Source organism: Bradyrhizobium sp. 6(2017), from assembly GCF_011058295.2.
Taxonomy (GTDB): Bacteria; Pseudomonadota; Alphaproteobacteria; order Rhizobiales; family Xanthobacteraceae; genus Bradyrhizobium; species Bradyrhizobium septentrionale.
In genome coordinates this window covers 3790649-3813484 of record NZ_CP049289.2, presented here as the reverse complement: position 1 = coordinate 3813484, position 22836 = coordinate 3790649, and the positions used below count along the sequence as shown (strand labels likewise).

24 protein-coding genes and 1 pseudogene are annotated in these 22836 nt (G+C 66.6%); 8 read left to right on the top strand and 17 right to left on the bottom strand.

The features are described from left to right. From G6P99_RS17705 to G6P99_RS17695, 3 genes are all read right to left on the bottom strand, one after another. Entirely contained in the window at window positions 1-1239 is a 1239-nt protein-coding gene (locus tag G6P99_RS17705; protein ID WP_029080665.1) for an NAD(P)/FAD-dependent oxidoreductase, read from the bottom strand. Then, complete coding sequence (locus G6P99_RS17700; RefSeq protein WP_051346193.1) at window positions 1236-1607, bottom strand: non-heme iron oxygenase ferredoxin subunit; 372 nt, start codon at window positions 1605-1607, stop codon at window positions 1236-1238. Before G6P99_RS17700 ends, G6P99_RS17705 begins: the two co-directional genes overlap by 4 nt. Before the next feature lie 76 nt (window positions 1608-1683). Further along, a complete protein-coding gene (locus tag G6P99_RS17695; RefSeq protein WP_029080666.1) occupies window positions 1684-2907 on the bottom strand; it encodes a Rieske 2Fe-2S domain-containing protein in 1224 nt (407 codons plus the stop codon). 103 nt (window positions 2908-3010) lie between these two features. Between G6P99_RS17695 and G6P99_RS17690 the strand changes: the two genes are divergently transcribed. The 4 genes from G6P99_RS17690 (at window position 3011) to G6P99_RS17675 (ending at window position 6158) form a co-directional block, all read left to right on the top strand. Beyond that, window positions 3011-3889, top strand: coding sequence for an SDR family NAD(P)-dependent oxidoreductase (locus tag G6P99_RS17690; protein WP_029080667.1), 879 nt, complete (start codon window positions 3011-3013; stop codon window positions 3887-3889). A gap of 103 nt (window positions 3890-3992) precedes the next feature. Then, window positions 3993-4871: a LysR family transcriptional regulator gene (locus G6P99_RS17685; protein WP_029080668.1), complete on the top strand. Its 879-nt coding sequence runs from the start codon at window positions 3993-3995 to the stop codon at window positions 4869-4871. A 143-nt stretch (window positions 4872-5014) separates the two neighbouring features. Continuing rightward, on the top strand, window positions 5015-5338 hold the full coding sequence (locus G6P99_RS17680; protein ID WP_245284654.1) for a hypothetical protein: 324 nt from the start codon (window positions 5015-5017) through the stop codon (window positions 5336-5338). Between the two features lie 145 nt (window positions 5339-5483). Continuing rightward, a complete protein-coding gene (locus G6P99_RS17675; protein ID WP_029080670.1) occupies window positions 5484-6158 on the top strand; it encodes a peroxiredoxin-like family protein in 675 nt (224 codons plus the stop codon). Window positions 6159-6212: 54 nt separating this feature from the next. On the opposite strand, the pseudogene G6P99_RS17670 reads toward G6P99_RS17675, so the two are convergent. Continuing rightward, window positions 6213-7209, bottom strand: a pseudogene (locus G6P99_RS17670) (AraC family transcriptional regulator). A 131-nt stretch (window positions 7210-7340) separates the two neighbouring features. On the opposite strand from G6P99_RS17670, the gene G6P99_RS17665 reads away from it, so the two are divergent. From G6P99_RS17665 to G6P99_RS17655, 3 genes are all read left to right on the top strand, one after another. Further along, window positions 7341-7877 carry a carboxymuconolactone decarboxylase family protein gene (locus tag G6P99_RS17665; protein ID WP_029080671.1) on the top strand — a complete coding sequence of 179 codons (537 nt, stop codon included), beginning with the start codon at window positions 7341-7343 and terminating at the stop codon, window positions 7875-7877. A 36-nt stretch (window positions 7878-7913) separates the two neighbouring features. Continuing rightward, window positions 7914-8435, top strand: a complete 522-nt coding sequence (locus G6P99_RS17660; protein ID WP_035976744.1) for a YkgB family protein — start codon at window positions 7914-7916, stop codon at window positions 8433-8435. A gap of 359 nt (window positions 8436-8794) precedes the next feature. Further along, window positions 8795-8986, top strand: a complete 192-nt coding sequence (locus tag G6P99_RS17655; protein ID WP_029080673.1) for a hypothetical protein — start codon at window positions 8795-8797, stop codon at window positions 8984-8986. A 37-nt stretch (window positions 8987-9023) separates the two neighbouring features. Here G6P99_RS17655 and cobF read toward each other — a convergent pair whose 3' ends face one another. From cobF to G6P99_RS17625, 6 genes are read right to left on the bottom strand one after another with little or no spacing between them, the layout of a single operon-like run. Then, window positions 9024-9773, bottom strand: a complete 750-nt coding sequence (cobF, locus tag G6P99_RS17650; protein ID WP_029080674.1) for a precorrin-6A synthase (deacetylating) — start codon at window positions 9771-9773, stop codon at window positions 9024-9026. 7 nt (window positions 9774-9780) lie between these two features. Continuing rightward, window positions 9781-10509 (bottom strand): uroporphyrinogen-III C-methyltransferase, encoded by a 729-nt coding sequence (gene cobA / locus G6P99_RS17645; RefSeq protein WP_029080675.1) that lies wholly within the window; start codon window positions 10507-10509, stop codon window positions 9781-9783. Continuing rightward, window positions 10506-11816: a cobyrinate a,c-diamide synthase gene (locus G6P99_RS17640; RefSeq protein ID WP_029080676.1), complete on the bottom strand. Its 1311-nt coding sequence runs from the start codon at window positions 11814-11816 to the stop codon at window positions 10506-10508. Before G6P99_RS17640 ends, cobA begins: the two co-directional genes overlap by 4 nt. Further along, window positions 11813-12598: a precorrin-4 C(11)-methyltransferase gene (gene cobM / locus G6P99_RS17635; protein ID WP_029080677.1), complete on the bottom strand. Its 786-nt coding sequence runs from the start codon at window positions 12596-12598 to the stop codon at window positions 11813-11815. Before cobM ends, G6P99_RS17640 begins: the two co-directional genes overlap by 4 nt. Further along, entirely contained in the window at window positions 12595-12963 is a 369-nt protein-coding gene (locus G6P99_RS17630) for a cobalamin biosynthesis protein (RefSeq protein ID WP_029080678.1), read from the bottom strand. The genes cobM and G6P99_RS17630 overlap by 4 nt, the downstream gene beginning before the upstream one ends. Next, window positions 12960-14141 carry a bifunctional cobalt-precorrin-7 (C(5))-methyltransferase/cobalt-precorrin-6B (C(15))-methyltransferase gene (locus G6P99_RS17625; RefSeq protein WP_029080679.1) on the bottom strand — a complete coding sequence of 394 codons (1182 nt, stop codon included), beginning with the start codon at window positions 14139-14141 and terminating at the stop codon, window positions 12960-12962. Before G6P99_RS17625 ends, G6P99_RS17630 begins: the two co-directional genes overlap by 4 nt. Here G6P99_RS17625 and G6P99_RS17620 point away from each other — a divergent pair. Beyond that, window positions 14140-14889, top strand: coding sequence for a cobalt-precorrin-6A reductase (locus G6P99_RS17620; RefSeq protein WP_029080680.1), 750 nt, complete (start codon window positions 14140-14142; stop codon window positions 14887-14889). The genes G6P99_RS17625 and G6P99_RS17620 overlap by 2 nt on opposite strands. Here the strand turns inward: G6P99_RS17620 and cobJ are convergent. Genes cobJ through G6P99_RS17585 form a run of 7 tightly spaced genes read right to left on the bottom strand, consistent with a single transcriptional unit; the run spans window position 14865 to window position 22770 of the window. Next, window positions 14865-15599: a precorrin-3B C(17)-methyltransferase gene (gene cobJ / locus G6P99_RS17615; RefSeq protein WP_029080681.1), complete on the bottom strand. Its 735-nt coding sequence runs from the start codon at window positions 15597-15599 to the stop codon at window positions 14865-14867. The two genes, G6P99_RS17620 and cobJ, sit on opposite strands and share 25 nt — an antisense overlap. Next, window positions 15596-16327: a precorrin-2 C(20)-methyltransferase gene (locus G6P99_RS17610; protein WP_029080682.1), complete on the bottom strand. Its 732-nt coding sequence runs from the start codon at window positions 16325-16327 to the stop codon at window positions 15596-15598. Before G6P99_RS17610 ends, cobJ begins: the two co-directional genes overlap by 4 nt. Then, window positions 16328-16957 (bottom strand): precorrin-8X methylmutase, encoded by a 630-nt coding sequence (locus G6P99_RS17605; RefSeq protein WP_165128817.1) that lies wholly within the window; start codon window positions 16955-16957, stop codon window positions 16328-16330. Next, a complete protein-coding gene (gene cobG, locus G6P99_RS17600; protein ID WP_029080684.1) occupies window positions 16957-18120 on the bottom strand; it encodes a precorrin-3B synthase in 1164 nt (387 codons plus the stop codon). The genes G6P99_RS17605 and cobG overlap by 1 nt, the downstream gene beginning before the upstream one ends. After that, window positions 18117-21365: a cobaltochelatase subunit CobN gene (gene cobN / locus G6P99_RS17595; RefSeq protein ID WP_165128815.1), complete on the bottom strand. Its 3249-nt coding sequence runs from the start codon at window positions 21363-21365 to the stop codon at window positions 18117-18119. Before cobN ends, cobG begins: the two co-directional genes overlap by 4 nt. Further along, complete coding sequence (gene cobW, locus G6P99_RS17590; protein ID WP_165128813.1) at window positions 21365-22399, bottom strand: cobalamin biosynthesis protein CobW; 1035 nt, start codon at window positions 22397-22399, stop codon at window positions 21365-21367. The genes cobN and cobW overlap by 1 nt, the downstream gene beginning before the upstream one ends. Beyond that, window positions 22396-22770: a DUF1636 family protein gene (locus tag G6P99_RS17585; RefSeq protein ID WP_029080687.1), complete on the bottom strand. Its 375-nt coding sequence runs from the start codon at window positions 22768-22770 to the stop codon at window positions 22396-22398. The genes cobW and G6P99_RS17585 overlap by 4 nt, the downstream gene beginning before the upstream one ends. Between the last annotated feature and the right edge of the window lie 66 nt (window positions 22771-22836).

Genomic DNA, 22836 nt, shown 5'->3' with positions numbered 1-22836 from the left:
CTACGCAACAGCCTTGTTGCCCGTCTTCAGCAGCGATTTGAGATCGCATGAGTTGTCTTCGGCCTGGTCCGGTGTCGGCGAAATGCCGGCAGCGATCAGGCGCCGCGCCACCATCTGATCGCCCGGATTGTTGATGCTGTCGACCGCGACCAGCTTGCCCTGCCGGTAGCTGAACACGGAGAACCGGCCGGCTTCGATCGCGCCGCGGATAGCGATCCGGTCGCTGCGCGCGGCGAGGCCAACGGTCTGAAGCTTGAGATCGTGCTGATCCGACCAGAACCGCGGCACACTGTCGTACGGCTCGTGGCGATCCGCGATCGCAAGCCCTGCGGCCGCTCCCTGATCCTGCGCATGCTGAACCGACTCCAGCCTGATCCAGCCCTCCGCGAACCGGCTGTAGTGATTGGCGCAGTCGCCGGCGGCGTAGATGCCCGGGCATGCGGTCCGGCCATGCTCATCCACCACGATGCCATTGGCGCATTCGAGCCCCGCGGCAATGGCGAGCTCATCATTGGCGATGCCGCCAATGCCGACGACGACAAGGTCGGCGCCGAGACGGACGCCGCCGTTCAGTTCGACCGCCACGACCCGTCCGCCCTCTCCGATCATGGCCGAAACAGCCGTGCCGAACTTCACCGCAACGCCCGCGCGGACGTGACGATCAAGCAGGAAGCGCGACACCACCGGAGACACCGCCCGTTCGAGCAATCGGGACGCGGCCTCGATCATCGTCACCCGCTTGCCGAACCTGGCCGCCGAGGACGCCACCTCGAGCCCGATGAAGCCGCCACCCACGATCACGATCTCGCTGGCCCGGCCGAGCCGCGCCTTGAGATCAAGGGCATCAGCGACCGATCGCAGATAGCAGACGCCGTCGAGTTCGGCGCCGCTGATAGCGATCCTCCGCGCGCGCGAGCCGGTCGCGATGACGAGGCTGTCGAAGGCGAGCACCGCGCCGCCGGCCAGCGCGACCCGGCCGGCACTGCGATCGATCTCGACAACGCGATGGCCCAGGAGCAGCTCGATTCGCTTGCCAGCGAAAATGGCCTCGTCGTGCATGAGGAGCTCATGGGCGCCGATCTCGCCGAGCAGGAAGTCCTTGGAAAGCGGCGGCCGTTGATACGGCAGCGCGCGCTCATCGGCGATCACGGTCATCGGCTCGGCATAGCCGGCGTCACGCGCCGCAAGCGCCGCCTGAATGCCGGCATAGGATGCGCCGATGACGACAAGGCCGCTCACGGCTTGACGTCCACGCCGCCCTCACGAGCAGTTTCGAGCGCAGCACCGCCGTCGAGCTGTACATAGACCTCGCCGTCGCGGATCTCGACCTTGAACACCTCGATATCCTTGTAGGCGCTGGACCGGCATTTGCCGTTACGGACATCGAACATCGCGCCATGCAGCGGGCATTCGATCACGTGTCCTTCGAGAAACCCCGTCGACAACAGCGCAAACGCGTGCGAGCAGACATCGTCCGTTGCGAAGATGTCGTCGTCGACCTTGTAGAGCGCGACACGCCGGTCGCCCACCTTGAAGCCGAGCGGCTCGCCTTCCGACAGTTTCGCGGCGGCACATAGATGATGCCAGGTCGATTTTTGCAATGTCATGAGATGGCGTCTCCTGGGCCAAGACCGGGACATGGGCGCGGACACACCGTCCGCGCCCGGGGGGCTTCCGATCCGATCAACGGGGTATCTGCCGCCAATCCTCCGAGGCGGAGGCGAGCCGGCCACCGACCGCGCGAATGTCCTTGTAGGACGTGGTTTCGCTCTGGCCGCTCTTCGGCGCCTTGCCGTCCATGAAGCCGCGCACCTCGTCGAGCAGTTGGCGACGCACCCTGACAATCGCCTGGTCCGCCGAGCAGAGATATTCCTGCGAACGGTCGACGATCGGCCCCATACTGACCATCACCACGAAATCCTCGATGACGATCTCGTGGAAACCGGTGCTGTTGCCGGCATCCATGATCTGGCGGTTCTGTCCCCAATTGTTGGTTTGGTCACCCGGCAGGCCGCCGGCCATCGGCCACTGGTTGGCGCGCTGCACCTTGCGCCAGGAATCCACCGGCTTCTCGGGATTGTAGAAAATGTACCACTGGATCAGGTTCTCGTCGTCGATTGGCACCGCGATGATCGCAGTGCGATCCTGCTGCGGTCCGGAGAAGATCGGCGCGATCAGGCCATAGTAGGGCATCACGAACTCGGTGACGCGGGCAAGGCACGATCCGTCCGGCGCGGTACGCAGCGCCGCGGCGCGGAAGCCGTAGGACTTCTTCTCGAATTCGTAGCCGACTTCGGTGTTGACGCGGGTCGCACCGAAATCGCTCGACGATGTCGCGGTCCAGCTCTGATGCAGCAGCGCGACATGCGAGGAATCGATGGTGGCCTCGACGCCCTGCAGCCAGTTGGCATTGAGCTCGATGCCGGCCGCGTAAACCTGATCCGGCGGCAGATCCATCCATTCGAAGTCCGGCGCGGGCGGCGCCGTGCCCTCCCCGAGCCAAACCCAGATCAGCCCGGCGCCTTCCCGCACCGGATAGGATTTCGCCTTGACGGTCTTGGCGAATTCCCTGGGGTTGTTCGGCTCATTGGGAACGTCCAGCACCTCGCCGCTGGCGTTGATCTTCCAGCCGTGAAACAGGCAGGTCAGCGAGCAATCATCGACCCGCGCTAGCGCAAGCGAGGCGCCGCGATGCGGACAGGCCTCGTCGAGGAATCCGACGGTGCCGTCCTTGCCTCTGAACGCCACGAAGTTGCGGCCGAACAACTTGACCCGGACCGGTGCCTCTCCCTTGCGCACGCGCACCGAGAGAACGGCCGGCAGCCAGTAATGCTGCCGCAGCATCCGTCCCATCGGCGCGTCACCCGTGACGCGGCACAGCAATTCATTCTCTTCCCTCGTGACCATCGCGAAACCTCCCTGGTTGACGCCTTCGACATTCTGAGCCTAATATCTTCCTAGGAAGATTATTGTCAAGTTATCTTCCAAAGAAGCCATATCGGGAGATCGCATGACCAAGGGACGCCTCAAGGATCGTATCGCGCTGGTGACGGGAGGAAGCCGCGGCGTCGGAAAGGGCGTCGCGATCGGCCTCGCCGAAGCCGGCGCCACCGTCATCGTCACGGCGCGCACACGCAAGAGCGGAGGATCGGAGTGGCCGGGATCGCTGGATGAGACCATCGCTGCGATCGATGAGGCCGGCGGCCGGGGCATCGGCCTGCTGTGCGATCATTCGGACGACGGTTCGGTGCAGGAGATCTTCGACCTGATCCGGCGCGACCATGGCCGCCTCGACGTGCTCGTCAACAATGTGTTTGCGGCGCCGAACGTGATGCCGGTCAATGTCCCGTTCTGGCAGGTGCCGACCTCGCTGTGGGACACCCTGCATCGCGTCGGCCTGCGCTCGCATTTCGTCGCGAGCCAGCTCGCCGTCCCGCTGATGCTGCGGCAAGCGCGCGGCCTGATCGTCAACACCTCGTCGGGTGGCGGCGTCAGATACACCTTCAATGTCCCGTTCGGCGTTCAGAAATCAGGCGTCGATCGGATGGCGCGCGACATGGCGCATGAGCTGCAGCCTTTCGGCGTCGCCGCGGTCTCGATCTGGCCCGGCTACATCAAGAGCGAGAAGCTTGCGGCGCAGCCCGACCGCGTGCCGCCGGCGCTCGCCAGGCTGATTGCCGAACGCGGCGAGACGCCGGTGTTCGCCGGCCGCGCGGTCGCCGCACTTGCCGCCGATCCCGACGTGATGGCCAAGAGCGGCCAGATACTGCTCGCCTCGGAATTGGCGGCCGAATACGGCTTCACCGATATCGACGGGAAGGTCCCGCCGCCGCCGAGCCGCGATCCCGCGCCGCTCTCCGTGTTCAAGCCAACCCTGCTCGACCGGTAGCGACACCATCGAGCGGCCGCCGGCTCGCACCGGCGCGCGTGATGGTCAACCTTCGCAGGGCATGGCAGAAAGGGCGGACCGGCTCATTCCTGCGGAGAATATCATGGACCGCCTGGCGGCAATGGAGACCTTCGTTCGGGTGATCGAAACCGGATCCTTCTCCGGCGCCGCGCGGCAACTTCGGATCGGCCAGCCGGCGGTCTCGAAGTCCGTCGCGCAGCTCGAGGAATTTCTCGGGGTCAAACTGCTCACCCGTTCGACCCGTGGCCTCACCCCGACGGAAGCAGGATTGGGCTATCTCGAGCGTGCCAGGCGCGCGCTGGAAGAGGCCGCCGAGGCAGAGCTCGCCGCGCGTGGCGCCGGCGCGGGCCTCAAGGGCCGGTTGCGCGTCTGCGCCGCCGTCACCTTCGCCCGCATTCATCTCATTCCGATGCTGCCGAAGTTTCTGGCGCAGAACCCGGAGCTCGAACTCGAGGTCGTGCTCGACGATCGTCAGATCGACCTCGTGCAGGAGGGCATCGACGTGGCGCTGCGAATGGGCAAGATGACGGACTCGACGCTGACCGCACGCCGTGTTGCAAGATGCAGGCGCCTGGTGCTGGGCACGCCGGCTTATTTCAAGCGCGCCGGCACGCCGTCCACGCCGAGTGAGCTGAGCCGGCATCAGGCCGTCGTCTATCTCCGCGAGGGCAGCGTGTGGTCGTTCCGGCGCGACAGCACAGAGCTCGCCGTCACCGTGCAGAGCCGGCTGCGGGTGACCGCCGCCGAGGGCGTCAGGGCCGCAGTGCTTGCCGATGCGGGCATCGCCGTCGCATCGGAATGGATGTTCAGCCCCGAACTCCGGTCGGGCGCCGTGCGGGCGGTGTTGCCGGAATGGGGTCTGCCCGCGCTCGATCTCTGGGCCGTGCTTCCGGGCGGGCGCGCCGCGACCGCCAAGGCGCGGACGTTCGTGACCTTCTTTGAGCGCACCTTCAACGAATGACGACGTCCCCCGGCCCGCGTCGGCAGCCGGTGAGACGAACGAGCATGTCTTCGATCCCCGATGGCATTCAGCGCGGCGCACCGGTGCGTAGGGTGGCGGCAATGGAGTTGCTCATCCCGAGCCTCCCGCCAAGGAGTGTCGCCATGTCCCGCATCTCGATCGTGAAGCGCGCTGCCCATACCGCCGCCGCGGCCTTCGTCTTCGCCAGCCTGCTTTCACCTGCGAACGCCAGCCAGTCCGACACGATCCGCGTGTTTCCCGATTTGCAGATCAGCGCGACGGCGGATCATACCAACGTCAATGCGGCTGCGCTGACCTCGCGCCGGCCCTGGCTAGCACCGGTCGGCCACCGGCAGCCGCAGCGCGCCGACGCTCCCAAACCCGAGACCGTGTCGGCATGGGAGCGGCAGCAACAGCAGTTCGACCAGGACGTCGACCGCAAGCTGGTCATCTGCCGCGGCTGCTGACCGCTCGATTTATTCCCAACGGGAATAAGGACTAGTCGGACGGCAGCGCTACCCGGCACGGCGGTCTCCTTTAGCTTGCTGCGTGTGAGTTCAACAAACACGGACGGCGCCGCCGTCCACCACGCAGCAGCCAAGGAGAACCGTCATGTCGCTTCAAGCCAAACTCGATGCTTTCAAAGCCGATTTCGAAGCCGGAAAGCCGCCCTACAGCGTTCCCCGGCCGGTCATCGAGATCATGCACCGCGCCACCGCGGAGCTGATCGCGTCCGGCGCCGCGCAACGCGCCAAGCGGGCCGGCGACGTCGCCCCCACCTTCTCGCTCAGGGACCCCGACGGCAAGGTCGTCAATTCGGCCGATCTGTTCCAGCGCGGCCCGCTGGTGCTCAGCTTCTACCGCGGCGTCTGGTGCCCGTATTGCAACATGGAACTGCAGGCGCTCGAAGCCGCCAAAGCGGAGTTCGACAAATACGGCGCCTCGCTGGTTGCGATCTCGCCGCAGACCGCGCCGAACAGCCGCAAATCGGTGCGCCAGAACAAGCTCTCCTTCCCGATCCTGTCCGACGCGAAGGGCGAGGTCGCCGAGGCCTTCGGACTGCGCTTCCATCTGCCCGACTATCTGGTCGCCCTTTACAAGCAGCTGAAGAACGATCTGCCGACATTCAACGACGATCCGAGCTGGACGCTGCCGATGCCGGGGCGCTACGTGATCGGACAGAACGGCGTGATCCTCTACTCCGAGGTCAACCCGGATTACACAAGCCGCCCGGAGCCGGAAGACATGATCCCGGTTCTGCAGCAGGCCGCCGCCGTGCGGGCGTGATGGCCCGCGAAGCGGCCGGTGGCGATCGCCCACCGGCCGCCTCTCCCTCGCAAACTATCGATCAACAGCCGCGGACATCGCCTTCAAATCGGCCGATGCGACACGGTCCGCCAGCACGTCCTGTCCGGAATGCTGCACTTTTCGCCACTGCGCCGGCGTGACGCCCATGTGGCTCTTGAAGGCGCGCTGAAATGCGGCCTCCGACTGATAGCCGACCATCTCCGCAACGCCGCCGGTCGAGAGCGACGATCGCCTCAACTCGTTCGCCGCCAGCGTCATCCTGATATCGGTGAGCAGATCGCTGGCCGATCGCCCGAGCTTGTCCTGGAACTGCCGTGCCAGCGTGGCGCGCGACATGTTGCACAACCGCGCAAGCTCCGGCAGCGACCATGCGCGCTCAGGCTCGTTGAACATGGCGGCCACCGCCAGTGCAAGGCGAGGATCGCCGGCCAGCGCAAGCAGGCCGCGTGACTCTGCGTCGGTCTCGCTCGCAAGCCGCAGCACAAGCGCAAACATCGCCGTGGACAGCGCGTTCAGCATGGCGCGGCCGCCCAGACGATCGTCCGTCGTTTCGCTGCGCATCAGCGACACAAGTCCGGCGAGCTGTGCGGCCGTTCCCTCTCCCACACTTGGTCCGGCATGCACGACAAGACGCGGCGGGAGATGGGTGCGCAACAAGCGGTCGTGCGGAGGGGCGATCGCGAAGTGTCCGCACAGCAGGTCGAGCCGCTCGTCCGAACCCAGGTTCTCGCTGATCGTGAAATTCTGCGCCGCCCGGTTGCGCTCCGGCAGCGGTGGCGTCCCGCTGCCGTCATGCATTACGTGCCGCGGGTTGCCGGGAAGCAGAAGAATGTCGCCGGGCCTTCAGCTGCAACGGCCGCCCGCCCGCGGGATCGTCGAGGATCGCCGAGCCGGCAAGCACCGCATGATAGGGGATCTCGTTGCTCACGCCCGGTCCCTGGTCGATGCGCCAGGGCACGCCATAGCTGCAGCGCAGGTCGAGCCGGCCGCGCACCGGCATCATCTCGAACAGCCGGCTGAGCCAATCCATGGGCGATCTCCCGAAGCAGCCAGATTGAGACTATGGAGCATATATGTGAGCTATTGCGACATTCAATGTCTCATATCGCGATCCTATTGTCACTCCGCAATCGTTCAGCCACCCCAACAAGGAGTGCCACCATGTCCCGTCTCTCAGTCCCCAATCTCGAAACCGACACCGGCCCGTCGGGCCAGATCTACGCCCAGATCAAGAAGGCGATCGGCAGCGTCCCGAACACCTACGCGGCAATCGCCGCCCACGGTCCGGCCGCGCTCAAGTCGATCCTCGCCGCCGATGCCGTGCTGGCCGGCAGCAGCCTACCCAAGCGCGATCAGGAGGTCATCAAGCTCGTGATCAGCGCCGCCGGCGGCTGCGATTATTGTGTCGCCGCGCATTCGCACCTCGCGAGACTCGCCGGCGTGAAGGCCGACGCGCTGAAGCAGATCCGCGACGGCGAGCCGAGCGGCGACGCCAAGCGCGATGCGCTGGTGAATTTCGTTCGCAAGCTCGCGCAGTCGAGCGGCACCGTCAGCGCCGAGGACTTCGCGGCAATCCGGGCGGCCGGTTACAGCGACGCGCAACTGGTCGAGATCAGCCTGGCGTTCGCGACCACCGTCTTCACCAACGTCTTCAACCGCATCAACGACACCGACATCGACTTCCCCGCCGTCGCATGAAGCGACCGCGCGATGTCACGTCAAAGGATCACGACCATGACCACGCTTTCCAACACCACGCTTGCCAACACCACGCAAAATCCGCTTGTTCGCGCGCTGTATCGGTCCGGCCTGCTCGCGGAGGATCTCGACTACCATATCGTCCGGGCCTCGATGGTGATCATGTTCCTGTTCTTCGGTTACCAGAAGTGGTTTCCGTACGAATTCGAACGGCTGGTCCCGTTCATCAGCAACGGGCCGTTGATCTGGTGGCTGTATCCCGTCTTCGGTCATGCCGGCGCCAGCTATTTCCTCGGCGCCTCGGAATGGACCTTCGGATCCCTGCTGCTCGCGGGCTTCTGGGACAAGCGGCTCGGCGTTCTCGGCGCGCTCGGCTCGACCGGCACGTTCATCGCGACGGTCACGATCATCCCGTTCATGCCGGAAGGCTGGGACGTTGCGGCCGGAGGTTTCCCTGCGATGACCGGCAACGTGCCCTTCCTGATGAAGGATGTCGTCCTGCTCGCCGTCTCGCTCTACCTGCTGAGACAGGACGTGGTTCGCCTGACGCGGCAATAGGTGGCAGCCGCTGATGGCGATGGATCGCCGGCGAACCCAGCGTTCGCCGGCGATCGCGCGTTGACGAGGACAGGCAGTGGGGAACCGACGGGCATCGCGACGCGGCAGCGATTGTTGCGGTGCAGGTAAGGTTCAGAACGTGCTTCGATGTCACGCCATAACTCGTTGCTGAATTTGCGGAATACGTTGAAATTGCCGATCCGTTTCCCGTGCGAGATCGAACTGCCGGCTCGGTTGCTCGATCCAGGTCGTGTCGGCGTTGCCATGCACGAATGGTCCGCTGCTCTCCGGCCGTGACCATAGTTCCGCCGCGCGGTCTGGGTTACAAAATACCGCCGGTGTTGTTCTGGGGTAAGCCGATGAAGAAGGACGACGTCACGTGCCCGCGCTGCGGGGCTGGATTCCGACGCCTCGAGTTGACGTCCGGCTCAGGAAACAAGGGCGAGTATCGCTGCCCGGTCTGTGAGACGACACTTGAGCAGTTCGATGGCGACAGGCTCGTCGCCTACCGCCTGACGATCCAGCCGTCGATACGCGGGTTCAAGGATTAGCGGCTCTGGAATGCCGATACGTCGGCACAGCCCCTAATCATGATTGCCGCTTGAGGATGTAGCAGTCCATGATCCAGCCATGGCGCTCGCGCGCCTCACGCCGCGTGACGACGATGCGAGGACCCACCTCGGCCAACTCACCGGCCATGATGATCTGATCCGCCATGCCGAGATAGGCGCCCCACCAGATCCGCAGCCGCGCCGGATCCAGCGCCTGGAAGGCCGCGCCGCCATCGAGCATCACGACCACGGTGTCAGTGCCGGACGGCCATCCGCCCTCGCGCAGCCGCCGGCCGGTGGTGACCAGGAACGGCTCGCCGATCTCGTTGAGTGGCAACGAATGCGCCGCGCACAGCGCCTGGATCGACGTGATGCCGGGGATGACTTCGATTGATGGCAGCGGATCGAGCCGTCGCGCAATCCGCAGGCTTGAATCATAGAGCGACGGATCGCCCCAGATCAGCAGGGCGACACGTCCCTCGCCGCCGAGATGGCGCGCGATTTCCTGCGACCAGGCCGCGGCGACCGCATCATGCCAATCGTCCACGCCCCTGCGATAGTCCTCCTCGCCGGCATCGCGCACCGGCAGGTCGAACTCGGCAATGCGTGTCCGGTCGTTGCTCAACGCCTCTGCGCAAATCGTTCGCCGCAATTCGGCGAGATCCGACTTCGCGGTCCCCTTGCGCGGGATCAGGATTAGATCGGCGGCATTGATCGCGGCGATCGCAGCGAGTGTGAGTTGCCGGGGATCGCCGCAACCGATGCCGATGAGGGAAAGCGTCAGCATGTCCGCGTCACCCTTGGTTCGGCGCCAGGGCACCGAACAGAATAATCGCGGCCGCCGTTGCGGCACCCGCATGCGCGAGCTGTTCGGCAAGGTCCTCGATCGTGGTGCGAACAATCCGCTCATCGGCATGGCCGAGCGATTCCGCCAGCAACGCCGGCGTCTCGGGCGCAAGTCCCTGCGCGATCAGCCTTGCCGCCAGCGCGGGGAAAGTCCGCCGCCCCATGTAGACGACGGTGGTCGCTTCCGGATCGGCCAGCGCCGCCCAATTCAGGTCCGCCGGCAATTCACCGGTGACGTCGGCGCCGGTCACGAACTGCACCCGGCGCGATGTCAGCCGTCGGGTCAGCGGAATGCCGGCCTGTGCGGCGGCGACCGAGGCCGAGGTCACGCCGGGAACGATCTCGTAGCCGATGCCGGCCGCGCGCAGCGCCTCGATCTCCTCCTCGAGCCGTCCGAAGATGCCGGCGTCGCCCGATTTCAGGCGAACCACGCGCACGCCGGTCGCGGCATAATCGACCAGCAGCCGGCTGACATGATGCTGCCTGGCCGACAGCCGGCCGGCGCGCTTGCCGACGGCGACAAGATTGGCACCGGTGCGCGCGAGATCAAGGATCGCGCCCGAGGCAAGGTCATCGTAGAGCACCACGTCGGCCTCGCGCAGCCGCGCCGCCCCTTTCACTGTCAGGAGCTCGGGATCACCGGGGCCGGCCGAGACGAAGGAGACGAATCCGCTCACCGGTCCTCCGCAATCAGATGGAAGAAGGTCCCCGTTGCACGGCCGCGCCGCGATCCGGTTTCGGCCACGATCGCGCCGGTCGCATCGCGCACCACCGCGAGCGGCGTATCCGGCTGCGCGATGATCGTCGAGTAGTGAAACTCGTGGCCGCGCAGGCGTGCGCCCGGCTCGTGCCCGGGCATCGGTGCAACGAGCTCGGCAAGCCGGTAGCCCAGATGCATGCGGCGTTTGGCATAGCTCGTCTCGAGGCCGAGCAAGCCCGCCATCTCGTGGCGCACATCGTCGGCGTCGGTCAGCGCGCTGCCCAGCACCATGTAGCCCCCGCATTCGCCATGCACCGGCCTCGTCTCGGCGAAGCTACGCAACTGCCCGAGAAATCGCCGGTTGGCGGCGAGCCGGCCGGCATGCAGTTCAGGATAGCCACCGGGCAGCCAGCACACGTCGGCGTCGGCGTCGGGGCCTTCGTCGGCGAGCGGCGAGAACGTCGCGATTTCTGCGCCCGCCGCGCGCCACGCTTCGAGCATGTGCGGATAGACGAAGGAGAATGCGGCGTCGCGGGCGAGCGCGATGCGCTGGCCGGGCGGCGTGACGGCGAAGCGGCGCGTCGACGATTGCACCGGCGAGACGCGGGCCGATCGCAGCGCGGCGTCGAGGTCGACATGCTCGGCGACGAAGCGCGCGGCTTCCTCGATCAGGCCGTCGATCTCGGCCTGCTCTTCGGCCTGCACCAGGCCAAGATGCCGCTTCGGCAAGGCGATCTCGGCATGGCGAGGCAGCGCACCCAACACAGCAATGCCCGCGCCTGCCATGGCGCCGCGCACCAGATCCTCATGCCGCTTGCTTGCAACGCGGTTGAGAACGACGCCGGCCAACCGCACGCCGGCGCGGAAATCGCGCAATCCTGCCGCGATCGCCGCCGCGGTTTGTGCCTGGCCGGAAGGATCGATCACCAGCAACACCGGCCACCCCATCATCTCGGCGATATCAGCGGTGGCGCCGGTGCCGGACACGCCGCGTGCGGCGACGCCGTCAAACAGCCCCATCGAGCCCTCGGCCAGCACGAGGTCGGCGTCCGCGCCGCGGCCAGCCAGATGCGCAATCGCGTCGCGCTCCATCGCCCAGCTATCGAGATTGACCGACGCGCGTCCGGTAGCGACCGCATGAAAGGCGGGGTCGATGTAGTCAGGCCCGCTCTTCAGGCATTGCACCTTCAGCCCACGATTGCGATAGGCGCGGGCCAGCGCCAAGGTCAGCGTCGTCTTGCCGACGCCGGATGCCGGCGCAGAGATCACAAGCCCCGCGCTCATCGCGATGGTTCCGGAAAGCGTGGCTCGGCTCCCACCGGCCGGTAGCGGCGGTCGTAGTCGGCCGCATAGAGGCGGCTTTCGGCGAATTCATCCGCGCCCAGCGTCTTGCCGACCAGGATCAGCGCGGAGCGTTCGAGCTCGGGGCCAACGGCGGCGTCGAGGGTCGAAAGCGTGGCGCGCACGATGCGCTGGTCCGGCCAGCTCGCACGCCAGACGATCGCCACCGGGCAGTCGGCTCCGTAATGCGGCGTGAGCTCAGCAACGACCTTGTCGAGCAGATGGATCGAGAGATGGATCGCGAGCACCGCGCCGGTCGCGGCAAAGGCCACGAGCGTTTCACCATCTGGCATCACGCTCGCCCTGCCCGGCGTGCGCGTCAGCACCACCGATTGCGCAAGGCCCGGCAGCGTCAGCTCGGACTCCAGTGCCGCCGCGGCTGCCGAAAAAGCCGGCACGCCGGGTGTCACCGAATAGGGAATCTGCAACGCGCGCAGCCGGCGCAACTGTTCGCCCATCGCCGACCAGATCGAGAGATCGCCCGAATGCAGCCGCGCGACGTCCTTGCCCTCCGCATGCGCGCAGGCGATCTCGGCGACGATTTCGTCGAGCGACAGCGGCGCCGTGTTGACGATACGCGCATCTTTTGGGCAATGCGCCAGGACACCTTCCGGCACGAGCGATCCGGCATAAAGACAGACCGGGCAGGAGGCGATGAGATCGCGCCCGCGCAAGGTCAGGAGATCGGCAGCGCCTGGCCCTGCGCCGATGAAATGCACCGTCATTCGCCGTCTCCTTCCGCGATCGCCGCAGTGGCCATCCGATCCTGTGACGTCGCCCTGACCGAAATCAGCCGCGCACCGCGTCCTGCCGCAGCGATTGCCACGGCTTCGGCAACCGAGCCCGTTTCGAACCTCGCCTTGATGAACTCGGATTGCGTTACGGTCCTTGTCCCAGCCAATAACTCGGCGGGAATGCCCCGGATCGGCAAATCCAACTCCCGCGCCAGCACTTTCAACGCCACCGCATCGGCCTTGTTACTCACCGTTGCAACCGCCGCAAGGCCATCGGAACCGCCGGCCGCGTCAAGCGCGTCGCGCAAGGATGCGACACTGGCATCGCGCCTGAATCCGAGACCTGCGACCTTCATCGGATAGCGCTCCATTGCACGATCGGCCGCGTAGCCTTCCAGGAGCGATACCGCCCCAACGGCTCGGCATGGGCGATCTCGACGCGCATGAGGTCACCGCCATGGCGCTGATGCAGATCGGCAAGCAGCGCGTCGGTTTCCAGGGTCACAGCATGCGCAACCAGTCGCGTTCCCGGCGCGATGCGCGACCAGATCGCGTCGAACATATCAGCATCGAGGCCGCCACCGATGAACACGGCATCGGGCGCCTCGAGGTCCGACAGGATGCCCGGCGCCTCGCCCTCGATGACGGTGATCCGGTGCGTCAGGCCGAAGCTCGCCGCGTTGCTGCGGATGTTCGTGGCGCGCTCGCCGCGGGCCTCGACGGCGACCGCCGTCCCGCCGCACAGCGCCCATTCGATCGAGATCGAGCCTGAGCCGGCACCGATGTCCCACAACCTCTCGCCAGGCCGCGGCGAAAGCGCCGACAGCGCAAGCGCGCGGATCGGCTGTTTTGTCAATTGCCCATCATGCACAAAGAGTGCGTCGGGAAGACCCGAACTGCGTGCGATCCCTTGCGTTCCCCTCGCCTCCAGCGCAACCGCGACCAGGCTGTCGCCTGCATCGCCCGCATAACCATCCGCGCGATGCTGCGTGATGGATTCACGCGGTCCGCCAAGCGCGGAAAGCGTCCACATCGATGACGGCCCCCAGCCGCGGCCCGTGAGCCATTGCGCGAGATCGGAAGCCGCCTTGCCGTCGCGCACCAGGCAGATGATCCGTGCATCACGCGCGAGATACGGCAACAGGCGCTCGAACGGTGCCGCATGAAGGCCAAGACAGATGACGGTCTCTAAGCGCCAGCCCAAGCGTGCCGCCGCAAGCAAGAATGTCGATGGTCCGGAGTATGCGACCCACTCACCCGGCTGCAGCTTCTCTGCGAGGCCTCCGCCGACGCCATGCCAGAACGGATCGCCCGAGGCGAGCACCGCCGTCGGACGACCACGGCATTCAAGCACAATGTCCGCATCGAACGGCACCGGCCAGGCACGGCCGCGGTCGGTGATGCCGGCCAGCGCGAGGTGCCGTTCGCCGCCGAACACCGTCTCGACTTCGCGAAGCGCCTTTCGGCTTGCGTCGGAGAGGCCGGCAAGGCCATCTTCGCCGATGCCGATGATGGTCAACCAGGGATTATTCATGATGCGCGCCCTGATCCTGGGCGGAACCGCCGACGCCAATCTGCTCGCCGCTGCAATCGCGCGCGCGGGGATCGACGCGGTCTATTCCTATGGCGGCCGCACCCGTGCGCCGGCCGACCAGCCGCTGCCGACCCGGATCGGCGGCTTCGGCGGCGCCAGTGGTCTTGCCGACTATCTTCGTCGTGAAGGCATCACGCATGTCATCGACGCGACGCATCCCTTCGCAGCCGAGATGAGCCGCAACGCGATCGCCGCCTGCGCACAAACCGCAACGCCGTTGATCGCGCTTGAACGCGCGCCATGGGACAAGGAAGCCGGCGACCGCTGGATCGAGGTCGCGGACGTCGTCTCCGCAGTCGCGACACTGCCGGACAGGCGCGCGCGCGTATTCCTCGCGATCGGCCGCCAGCACATCGCGCCCTTCGGCAACCGACCGCAACACGCCTATACGTTGCGATTTGTCGACCCGCCCGAGGGAACGCTGCCATTGCCCGATGCCGACGTCATCGTCTCGCGCGGACCGTTTACGCTCGACGGCGAGCTTGAGATGATGCGCGGGCGTCGCATTAACTGGATCGTCGCCCGCAACTCGGGCGGCACCGGCGCGCGCGCCAAGATCGACGCCGCCCGTGCTCTTGGCCTTCCCGTCATCATGATCATCCGGCCACCGCTGCCCGACAGGCCGCTTGTGGAAAGCGCCGAAGATGTGATGCAATGGCTCGGTCATCGGACCTGCCTCGGCGCGTAGACCCAGCGCCCGACCCGCCGCGTCGCCGAATTGCCGACGATCACGAGCGTCCGCATGTCGGCCATTTCCGGCTTCGCGTCGCGCAGCTCGACCATCTCGATCCGCTGCTCGGGCGTGCTGACGGCCCGGGCAAAGATCACGATGCGGTCGCCGCAACCTGCTTCGCGCAAGACCTCAAGCGCGCGACCAAAACCTTCCGGCCGGCTGGCCGAGCGGGGATTGTACATCGCGATGGCAAAATCGGCTTCGGCCGCGAGCCGCAGGCGCTTCTCGATCAGCGGCCATGGCTTGAGATTGTGGGAGAGGTTGATCGCGCAAAAATCATGACCGAGCGGCGCGCCGGCACTCGCTGCCGCCGCCAGCATAGCGGTGACGCCAGGCAGCACGCGAATGGAGAGGTCGCGCCATTGCGGCGCATCCTCCAGCGCCTCGAACACGGCGGATGCCATCGCGAAGACGCCGGGATCGCCTGAGGACACCACAACGACATGGCGCCCCTCGGATGCAAGCCGCAACGCGTCGGCGGCGCGCTGCAACTCGACGCGATTGTCCGAGGGATGCAGCGTGAGCCCGGCGCGCGGCGGCACGCGCGTCACATAGGGCGCATAGCCGACGATGTCGGTCGCAGCCGCAAGTGCAGCTGTGACTTCTGGGGTTATCAGCGCTTCGTCGCCCGGTCCCAGTCCCGCGATGGTCAGCGTGCCCTTCATTCGGCCGCCTCCCTGCGCCGCCCCTGCCCGTGCACCAGCACGATCGCAAAATACGGACAGTCGGCCTCGCCGATCTCCGCAAGCCGGACGACACGCTGATCCGGCATGGTGCCGCGTTCGACCAGCCACGCATCGTCGAGACGCCCGGCCGAGGCGAGCGCGCGGCGGATCTTCTTCAGATTGCGACCGGTCTTCATGACGACGAGCGCGTCGGAACTCCGCATCCTCTGCTCGAGCTCCGCCTCCGGCAACGTGCCCATCAGCACGGTGGTCACATCATCACCCAGCGCGATCGGCTGGCCGACCGAATTCCAGCAGCCCGCCATGCCGGGAATGCCGGCGATCACCTCGATCTCGACGCGCCCCTGCAGGCGCGAATGCAGATGCATGAACGAGCCGTAGAAATAGGGATCGCCCTCGCAGAGCACGACGACGTCGATTGCGCGCGCAAGCCGCGCCAGGCGCTCGGCCCATTCGTCATAGAAGCTCCCGAGCAGCTGCGCATAGTCCGGACTGTCGAAGGCGATCTCCGTGGTGACGGGATATTCCATCGGATATTCGCTGACGTCGGCGGCGAGCAGCCCCTCGACGATGCGGCGGGCCTGGCCCAGCTGGCCCCTCTTGCGGAAATAGGCGACGTGCTTCGCGGCCCGTACGGTGCGATCAGCGCGTACGCTCATCAGGTCCGGATCGCCTGGGCCGAGCCCGCAGCAGATGATGCGTCCCATCTATTCGCTCCGGCTCGCCAGCGCATTGACCGCGGCGACGGTGATCGCCGAACCACCGAGCCGTCCCTCGACCGTCAGCGCCGGCGCGGGCGGCGCGGCCATCAATGCCGCCTTGGACTCCGCAGCGCCGACAAAGCCCACCGGACAGCCGATGATCGCCGCCGGCCGCGGGCAATCGGGGTCCTCCAGCATGTTGAGGAGATGGAACAGCGCGGTCGGCGCATTGCCGATCGCGACGATTGCGCCGGCCAGATGCGGCCGCCACAGTTCGAGCGCGGCGGCGGAGCGCGTGTTGTGCATCGACTGGGCGAGTTCGGGAACCTTGACATCACCGAGCGTGCAGATGACGGCGTTGCCGGCCGGCAGTCGCGCGCGCGTAATCCCCTCCGACACCATGCGCGCGTCGCACAGGATCGGCGCGCCGTTCTGCAGGGCGGCACGCGCGCTCGCGGCCATACCGGGCGTGAAGCGGACATGCGCTTCCAGCCCCACCATGCCCGCGGCATGGATCATGCGCACCACCACCGGCTCTTCATCCGACGTGAAGCGGCCAAGGTCGGCCTCGGAGCGGATGGTGGCAAAGGACTGGCGATAGATCGCCGCGCCGTCGGTCTCATAGATGTGCGGCATCAGCGGCCTCCCAGCAGCACGGAGGGATTTGCGATGATGCCGGCGCTGGTCAACCCACGCATGACCGGCGCATCCCGTGTCGTCCCACGACGGATGAGATCGAAGCCTTGGTTCGTAGCCACGAGGGTGACATCCGCAGAGCCGGAATGCGCACATCCCTTGGCGCAACCGGAGACGTGAAGGCGGGCATCCGCCGGGATATGCCGCACAAGCGCCGATGCCAACACGCGGGTATCGGCATGCGCCTCACCACAGCGCGGTGCACCGCTGCAGGCGATCGCGCGGAGCGCCGGATCGTCGGCCTCGGTGACGAGGTCGGCTCCACCAAGCATCTCGCGCATCCCCTCCACCAGCAGCATCCGCCACGGCGTCACGCGGAGAGCCTGTGCATTCCCGGCAAGATGCCGGAGCGTCTGGTGCGGCATGAGCCCGAACGCGACGCCGACCATCGCGCCGGACGGATAGAGTCCGGGAACGGGGTCTGCCGATCGAGCCACCGGCTCCACATCACCGCGAAGGGATCCAGGCAGGCGCGCGCCGCCGGCGAGATGAGCCGCCATCCGTCGCCTCCCTCCCTTGGCTCCGCCGGAGGCGATGAACCATTCGGCCAGCGCCAGCGCGACCGGTACGGCCTCGCTCCGCGTGACGGAAAGCCCGAGCTCGGCGCCATCGGCGCGCAGCAGCAGTCCGCCGTTGCGATCGCGCTCGATCCTGATATCCGCAGACGCGCCAGCCAGCACCCGCTCGCTACCGTCATCGATTGCGAAACCGAACTTGGTTGGAAGATCGAGCGACACGCCGGCAAGCGCCCGCTCCAACTCGGCCACGAGCACGCGCGTATCGTCGCCGGCGGTCCAGAATGGCGTCACCAGAATGTTGCGCTGCGCCTCGGTGTCCGCATCCGTGTCCAGCAGTTCGAGCTCGGCAAGCCCATCGATCAAAGACGGGAAACCTTCATCGCTGACACCGCGGATCTGAAGATTGGCGCGGCTGGTCAGATCGATCAGGCCATTGCCGTGCCGCGCAGCCAGATCAGCGATTCCTGCCGCCTGCGCCGCGTCGAGCCGTCCGCCGCGCGGACGAATGCGCACCACGAGGCCGTCGCCTGATAGCATCGGTCGCAGTGCGCCGGGACACCAGCCCTTGATCGCAACAGCGCTCATGAGGCCTCCTGCAATGCAGCCGCAATCGAATTGCGCCGCGTCTGCCACAGCGACGCCTCGTGCAACCGGGTGAAGCAGGTTTCGATCGCAGCCAAGGCAGCCGGATTCTCGCGCGCCATGAAGCCGCGAACGTCGTCATTGCCGAGCGTCGCGTCGTAATAGAGGTCGAACAAATGCGGCGGCACCGCGCCCGCAAGATGGGCAAACGCCGCCATATGCTCCAGCGTCGCTGATATCTCGGCGGCACCTCGGAAGCCATGGCGCATCATGCCGGCGATCCAGGCGGGATTGGCGGCGCGCGCACGCACCACCCGTGAGATCTCCTCGGTCAACGAGCGCGCATGCGGTTGATCCGGCCGCGTCGCGTCGAGATGATAGAGCGCCGGGACTTCTGCGCCAATGCGCCGGGCCGCCGCCGCGATGCCGGCCTCATGCGCGGCATAGTCCGCCGCCAGCAGCAGGTCGGTCTCGGGCAAGTCCTGGGTATGGACAAAACTGTCGGCGGCCGCGAGCCGAGCCTCGATGCCGGCGCGATCGGGCCGCATCTCGCCATCGGATGCAAACGCCCAGGACGACGCCGACAGCCAAGCTTCGCCAGCCGCATCGCGCGCCGCCTCGGTGAAGACATCCGGTATCGCGGCGATGCCCGCCCCATAGTGCCCTGGGCGGGGCCCGAACACGCGCGACGCGCGCTGCCGATAGGGATTTTCATCCCCCTCATCGCTGCGTTCAGACAACGCCTCCGTCGCCGCCTCGAACAACTGGGCAAGGGCCGAGAAGACGTCGCGGAACAGCCCCGACACGCGCAGCGTGACGTCGATGCGGGGACGACCGAGCTCCGCCGGCGCGATGATGTCGTAGCCGGCCACACGGCCCGATCCGTGATCCCAACGCGGCGCGATGCCGGCAAGATGCAGCGCCATCGCAAAATCCTCACCGGCGGTGCGCATCGTCGACGAGCCCCAGAGGTCGACGACGAGCCCCTTCGGCCAGTCACCGTGGTCCTGCAGGTGGCGGCGCAGCAGCTCTTCGGCGAGTTTCACGCCCTGCGCATGCGCCGACGGCGTCGGCACCGCGCGGGGATCGACGGCAAACAGATTGCGTCCGGTCGGCAGCACGTCGCGGCGCCCGCGATAGGGCGACCCCGACGGTCCCGGCGCGACGCGCCGGCCGGAGAGCGCATCGCGTAACGCCGCTCTCTCCTCCGCACCGCAGGCGCCCTGCCCGAACACGTGCAGGCCATCGCCGAACTGACTTTCCTTGAGATCGCAGACAAAGCGGTCGATCTGCGGAATCGCCTCGGCAGCGGAGACCGACGCAGCGAGACCGAGATCGTCCTCCAGCCCGGCCAGCCGCGCTTCCTCGCGGATATCGGCAATCAGGCGCTGCCGCCGTGCCGGATCGAGACCGTCAGCGGTCGAATATTCATCGAGCAGGCGCTCGAGCCTGCGCAAGCCTTCCGGCACCGCCGCCTGCGCCAGCGGCGGCGGCAGGTGGCCGATCGTCACGGCGCCGATCCGGCGCTTGGCCTGCGCCGCCTCGCCGGGATCGTTGACGATGAAGGGGTAGATGACGGGCAGATCGCCGATCAGCGCTTCCGGCCAGCACGCGGACGACAGCGCAACCGACTTGCCGGGCAGCCATTCCAGCGTGCCATGCGCGCCCATGTGCACGACGGCATCGATGCGTTGCTGCCTGAGCCACAGATGGAACGCGACATAGGCATGGCGCGGCGTGCGCGACAGATCGTGATAGTCGGCATCGCGATGACCGACATCGCCGCGCTCCGGCTGAACGGCGATGACGGACTTGCCGCACTGGATTGCCGCGAATTGAAATTCGCCATCACGACAATCGGGATCGTCCTCCGGCGCGCCCCATGCACGCGCGAGGTCGTCCTGAAGCTGTGGCGGAAGGCCGGAGATGGCCGCGCGATACTCGGCCACCTCCCATGTCAGTTTCCGGTGCAAGAGCGCATCGCCCAGCGACGCCACCGGCTCGAGATCAAAGCCCGCGGCCGCGAGATCGGCCCGCAATACCTCGACCGAGGCAAGCGCATCGAGGCCGACAGCATGCGCGATCTGGTGCGGACGGCCCGGATAGTTCGACAGCACGAGTGCAAGTTGCTTCTTCCGCGCGGGCTTTTCCGCAAGATGGCGCCAGGCTGCCACGCGCACGGCAATTGCTGCGACGCGTCCGGCATCCGGCCGATGCGCGAGATGTGCGAACTGCAGATCGGGATCGCGCTCGCTCGCCGACTTGAAGCTGACCACGCCAGCAAACAGGCGGCCGTCAACCTCCGGCAACACCACATGCATCGCGAGATCGCCGGGCGACAGACCGCGCAGCGACTCGGCCCAATCCTCGCGCCGCGCCGTGGACAGAGCGACCTGGAACACCGGACACGATGCGGCATCGAACGGCGTGGTGCCGTCATCGCCGGCCGCGGAAAAGGCGGTCGCATTGACGATGGCGGCGGGTGCGCATTGCGCGAATTGAGTACGCAGCCAATCGGCCACGCCCGCCGCCTTCAACGAGGCGACGAAGACGCCGCAGGCGTCAAAGCCCTTCTCGCGTAGCGCCTCAATCAACGCATCGACCGGTGCCGTGTCGCCCGCCGCGAGATAGGAGCGATAGAAAGTCACCAGTGCCCGCGGCCGGCGATCCGATGCCGGCAGCGCCGCGACAACACCGCGCCGCGGGTCGTAGAGACCGATCTCGGGAAGATCGATCTCGCCGACCACAGGCCCGGCATACAGCCCTGACGCCAGCGCCAATTGTGCGATCACGGCCTGCGCGGCGACAGGCCCGCCCTTGTCGCACAGCACCTTCAGACGACGCAGCGTCGAGACCGGCAAGGTCGAAAATTCATCCAGCCGCAGATCGTCGCGGCCATCGGCTGGCAACACCACCAAAGCGATGTCGCGCTCCTTCGCCAGACGATGCACCGCGGCCAGCCCGTATGACCAATAGGGTTCGCCGCCGATCAGCCGCACCAGGATGCCGCGCGCGCGCGACAGTGTGCGCTCGATATAGGTATCGACCGAGAGCGGATGGCGCAGCTCCGCGAGATTGGCGAGCCGCAGCGACGGCAGCGCGGCGCGGCCCCGCCGCCAGCCGGCCGCGAAGGCGGCGAGATCGCTGTCGGAAAACGACAACACCACGAGATCGGCCGGATCCTGGCCGAGGTCCCTTGGCGTCGCGGTCTCCTCAAGGCCGCGGCTCTCGCGGAAGACGACGTGCATCAGACACCTAGTCGCGCCCTGATCGCAGCTTCATCGATATCGCCGTGTTCGCCGATCACGACCAGCTTCGACTGCCGCGGCCGCGTGCCCCAAGGCATGTCGAACTGATGCCGTACCCGTTCGCCGACGGACTGCACTAGCAACCGCATCGGCTTGCCTTCGACCGCGATGTAGCCCTTGGCGCGCAGCACGTTCTGCTCGCGCGCCAGCCCCTTGATCGAAGCCACCAGTGCCTCGACATCCGAAACCTCGGGAAGATCGATCACTACGGAGTTGAAATCATTGTGCTCGTGTTCGGCTTCGCCATCATGGTGAGACGGCCGCGATGCGAGATCATCCTCTGCGGCGGCCTCGAGTCCCAGGATGACCCGCGCGTCGACGACGCCGTCGACGATCGGCAACATCGGCACCTCGCGCGGCATTTCGGCCGCAATCACCGCTTTGGCCGCCTTGATCCCCTCGGCTCCGGCGAGATCGGCCTTGGTCAGCAGCACGATATCGGCACAGGCGATCTGGTCCTCGAACACTTCGGACAGCGGCGTCTCGTGGTCGAGATTGTCGTCGGCCGCACGCTGTGCATCGACTGCGGCCGGATCCGGCGCAAAGCGGCCGGCAGCAACGGCCTCCGCATCGGCCAGCGCGATCACGCCGTCGACCGTGATCCGCGAGCGGATTTCCGGCCAGTCGAACGCCTTCAGCAGCGGCTTCGGCAAAGCGAGGCCGGACGTCTCGATCACGATGTGATCAGGTCTCACCCGGCGCGCGAGCAACTGCTCCATGGCCGGGATGAAATCGTCGGCGACGGTGCAGCAGATGCAGCCATTGGCGAGCTCGACGATGTTCTCGGCCGGACAATTGGCGTCGGCGCACGACTTCAGGATCTCGCCGTCGACGCCTTCGCTGCCGAATTCGTTGACCAGCACCGCGAGCTTCTTGCCGTTGGCGTTGCGGATCAGATGCTGGATCAGCGTTGTCTTGCCGGACCCGAGAAAACCGGTCACGACGGTGACCGGAACCTTGGCGAGCGTAGTCATTCTGCGGCCTCCGGCACGACGGCAAGGGGTGGGATTCGAGCGAGCGATTGCTTGCGAAAGATTTCCGGACGGCTGCGCCACGGCACGATGCCGTCAGGCGCCGCGGCATAGGCGGTGGCGCCCGCGATCACATCCCTGGCATTGTCAGCGGACAGGCGGCCGTAGACGTAGGACCACCGCCCCGGCGCACTGAGCGCGACCGAGCAACCCTGGCTGCACGCCGACAGGCATTCGACGGGAACAAGATTGACGTCATCGGGCACGCCGGCCTCAACAAGCGCGGCATACAGGCGCGCACCGGGCGCGAGCTCACCTTCCGCCAGCGTCTGGCCGGCGCGGCAGGTGATGCAGACATGAAGTGTAACGCTCATCGCCCATCCTGGATTAACAGCGGGAGGCGAAGAGGCACACGAACCGTTGTGAATGGGTTCGTTTCC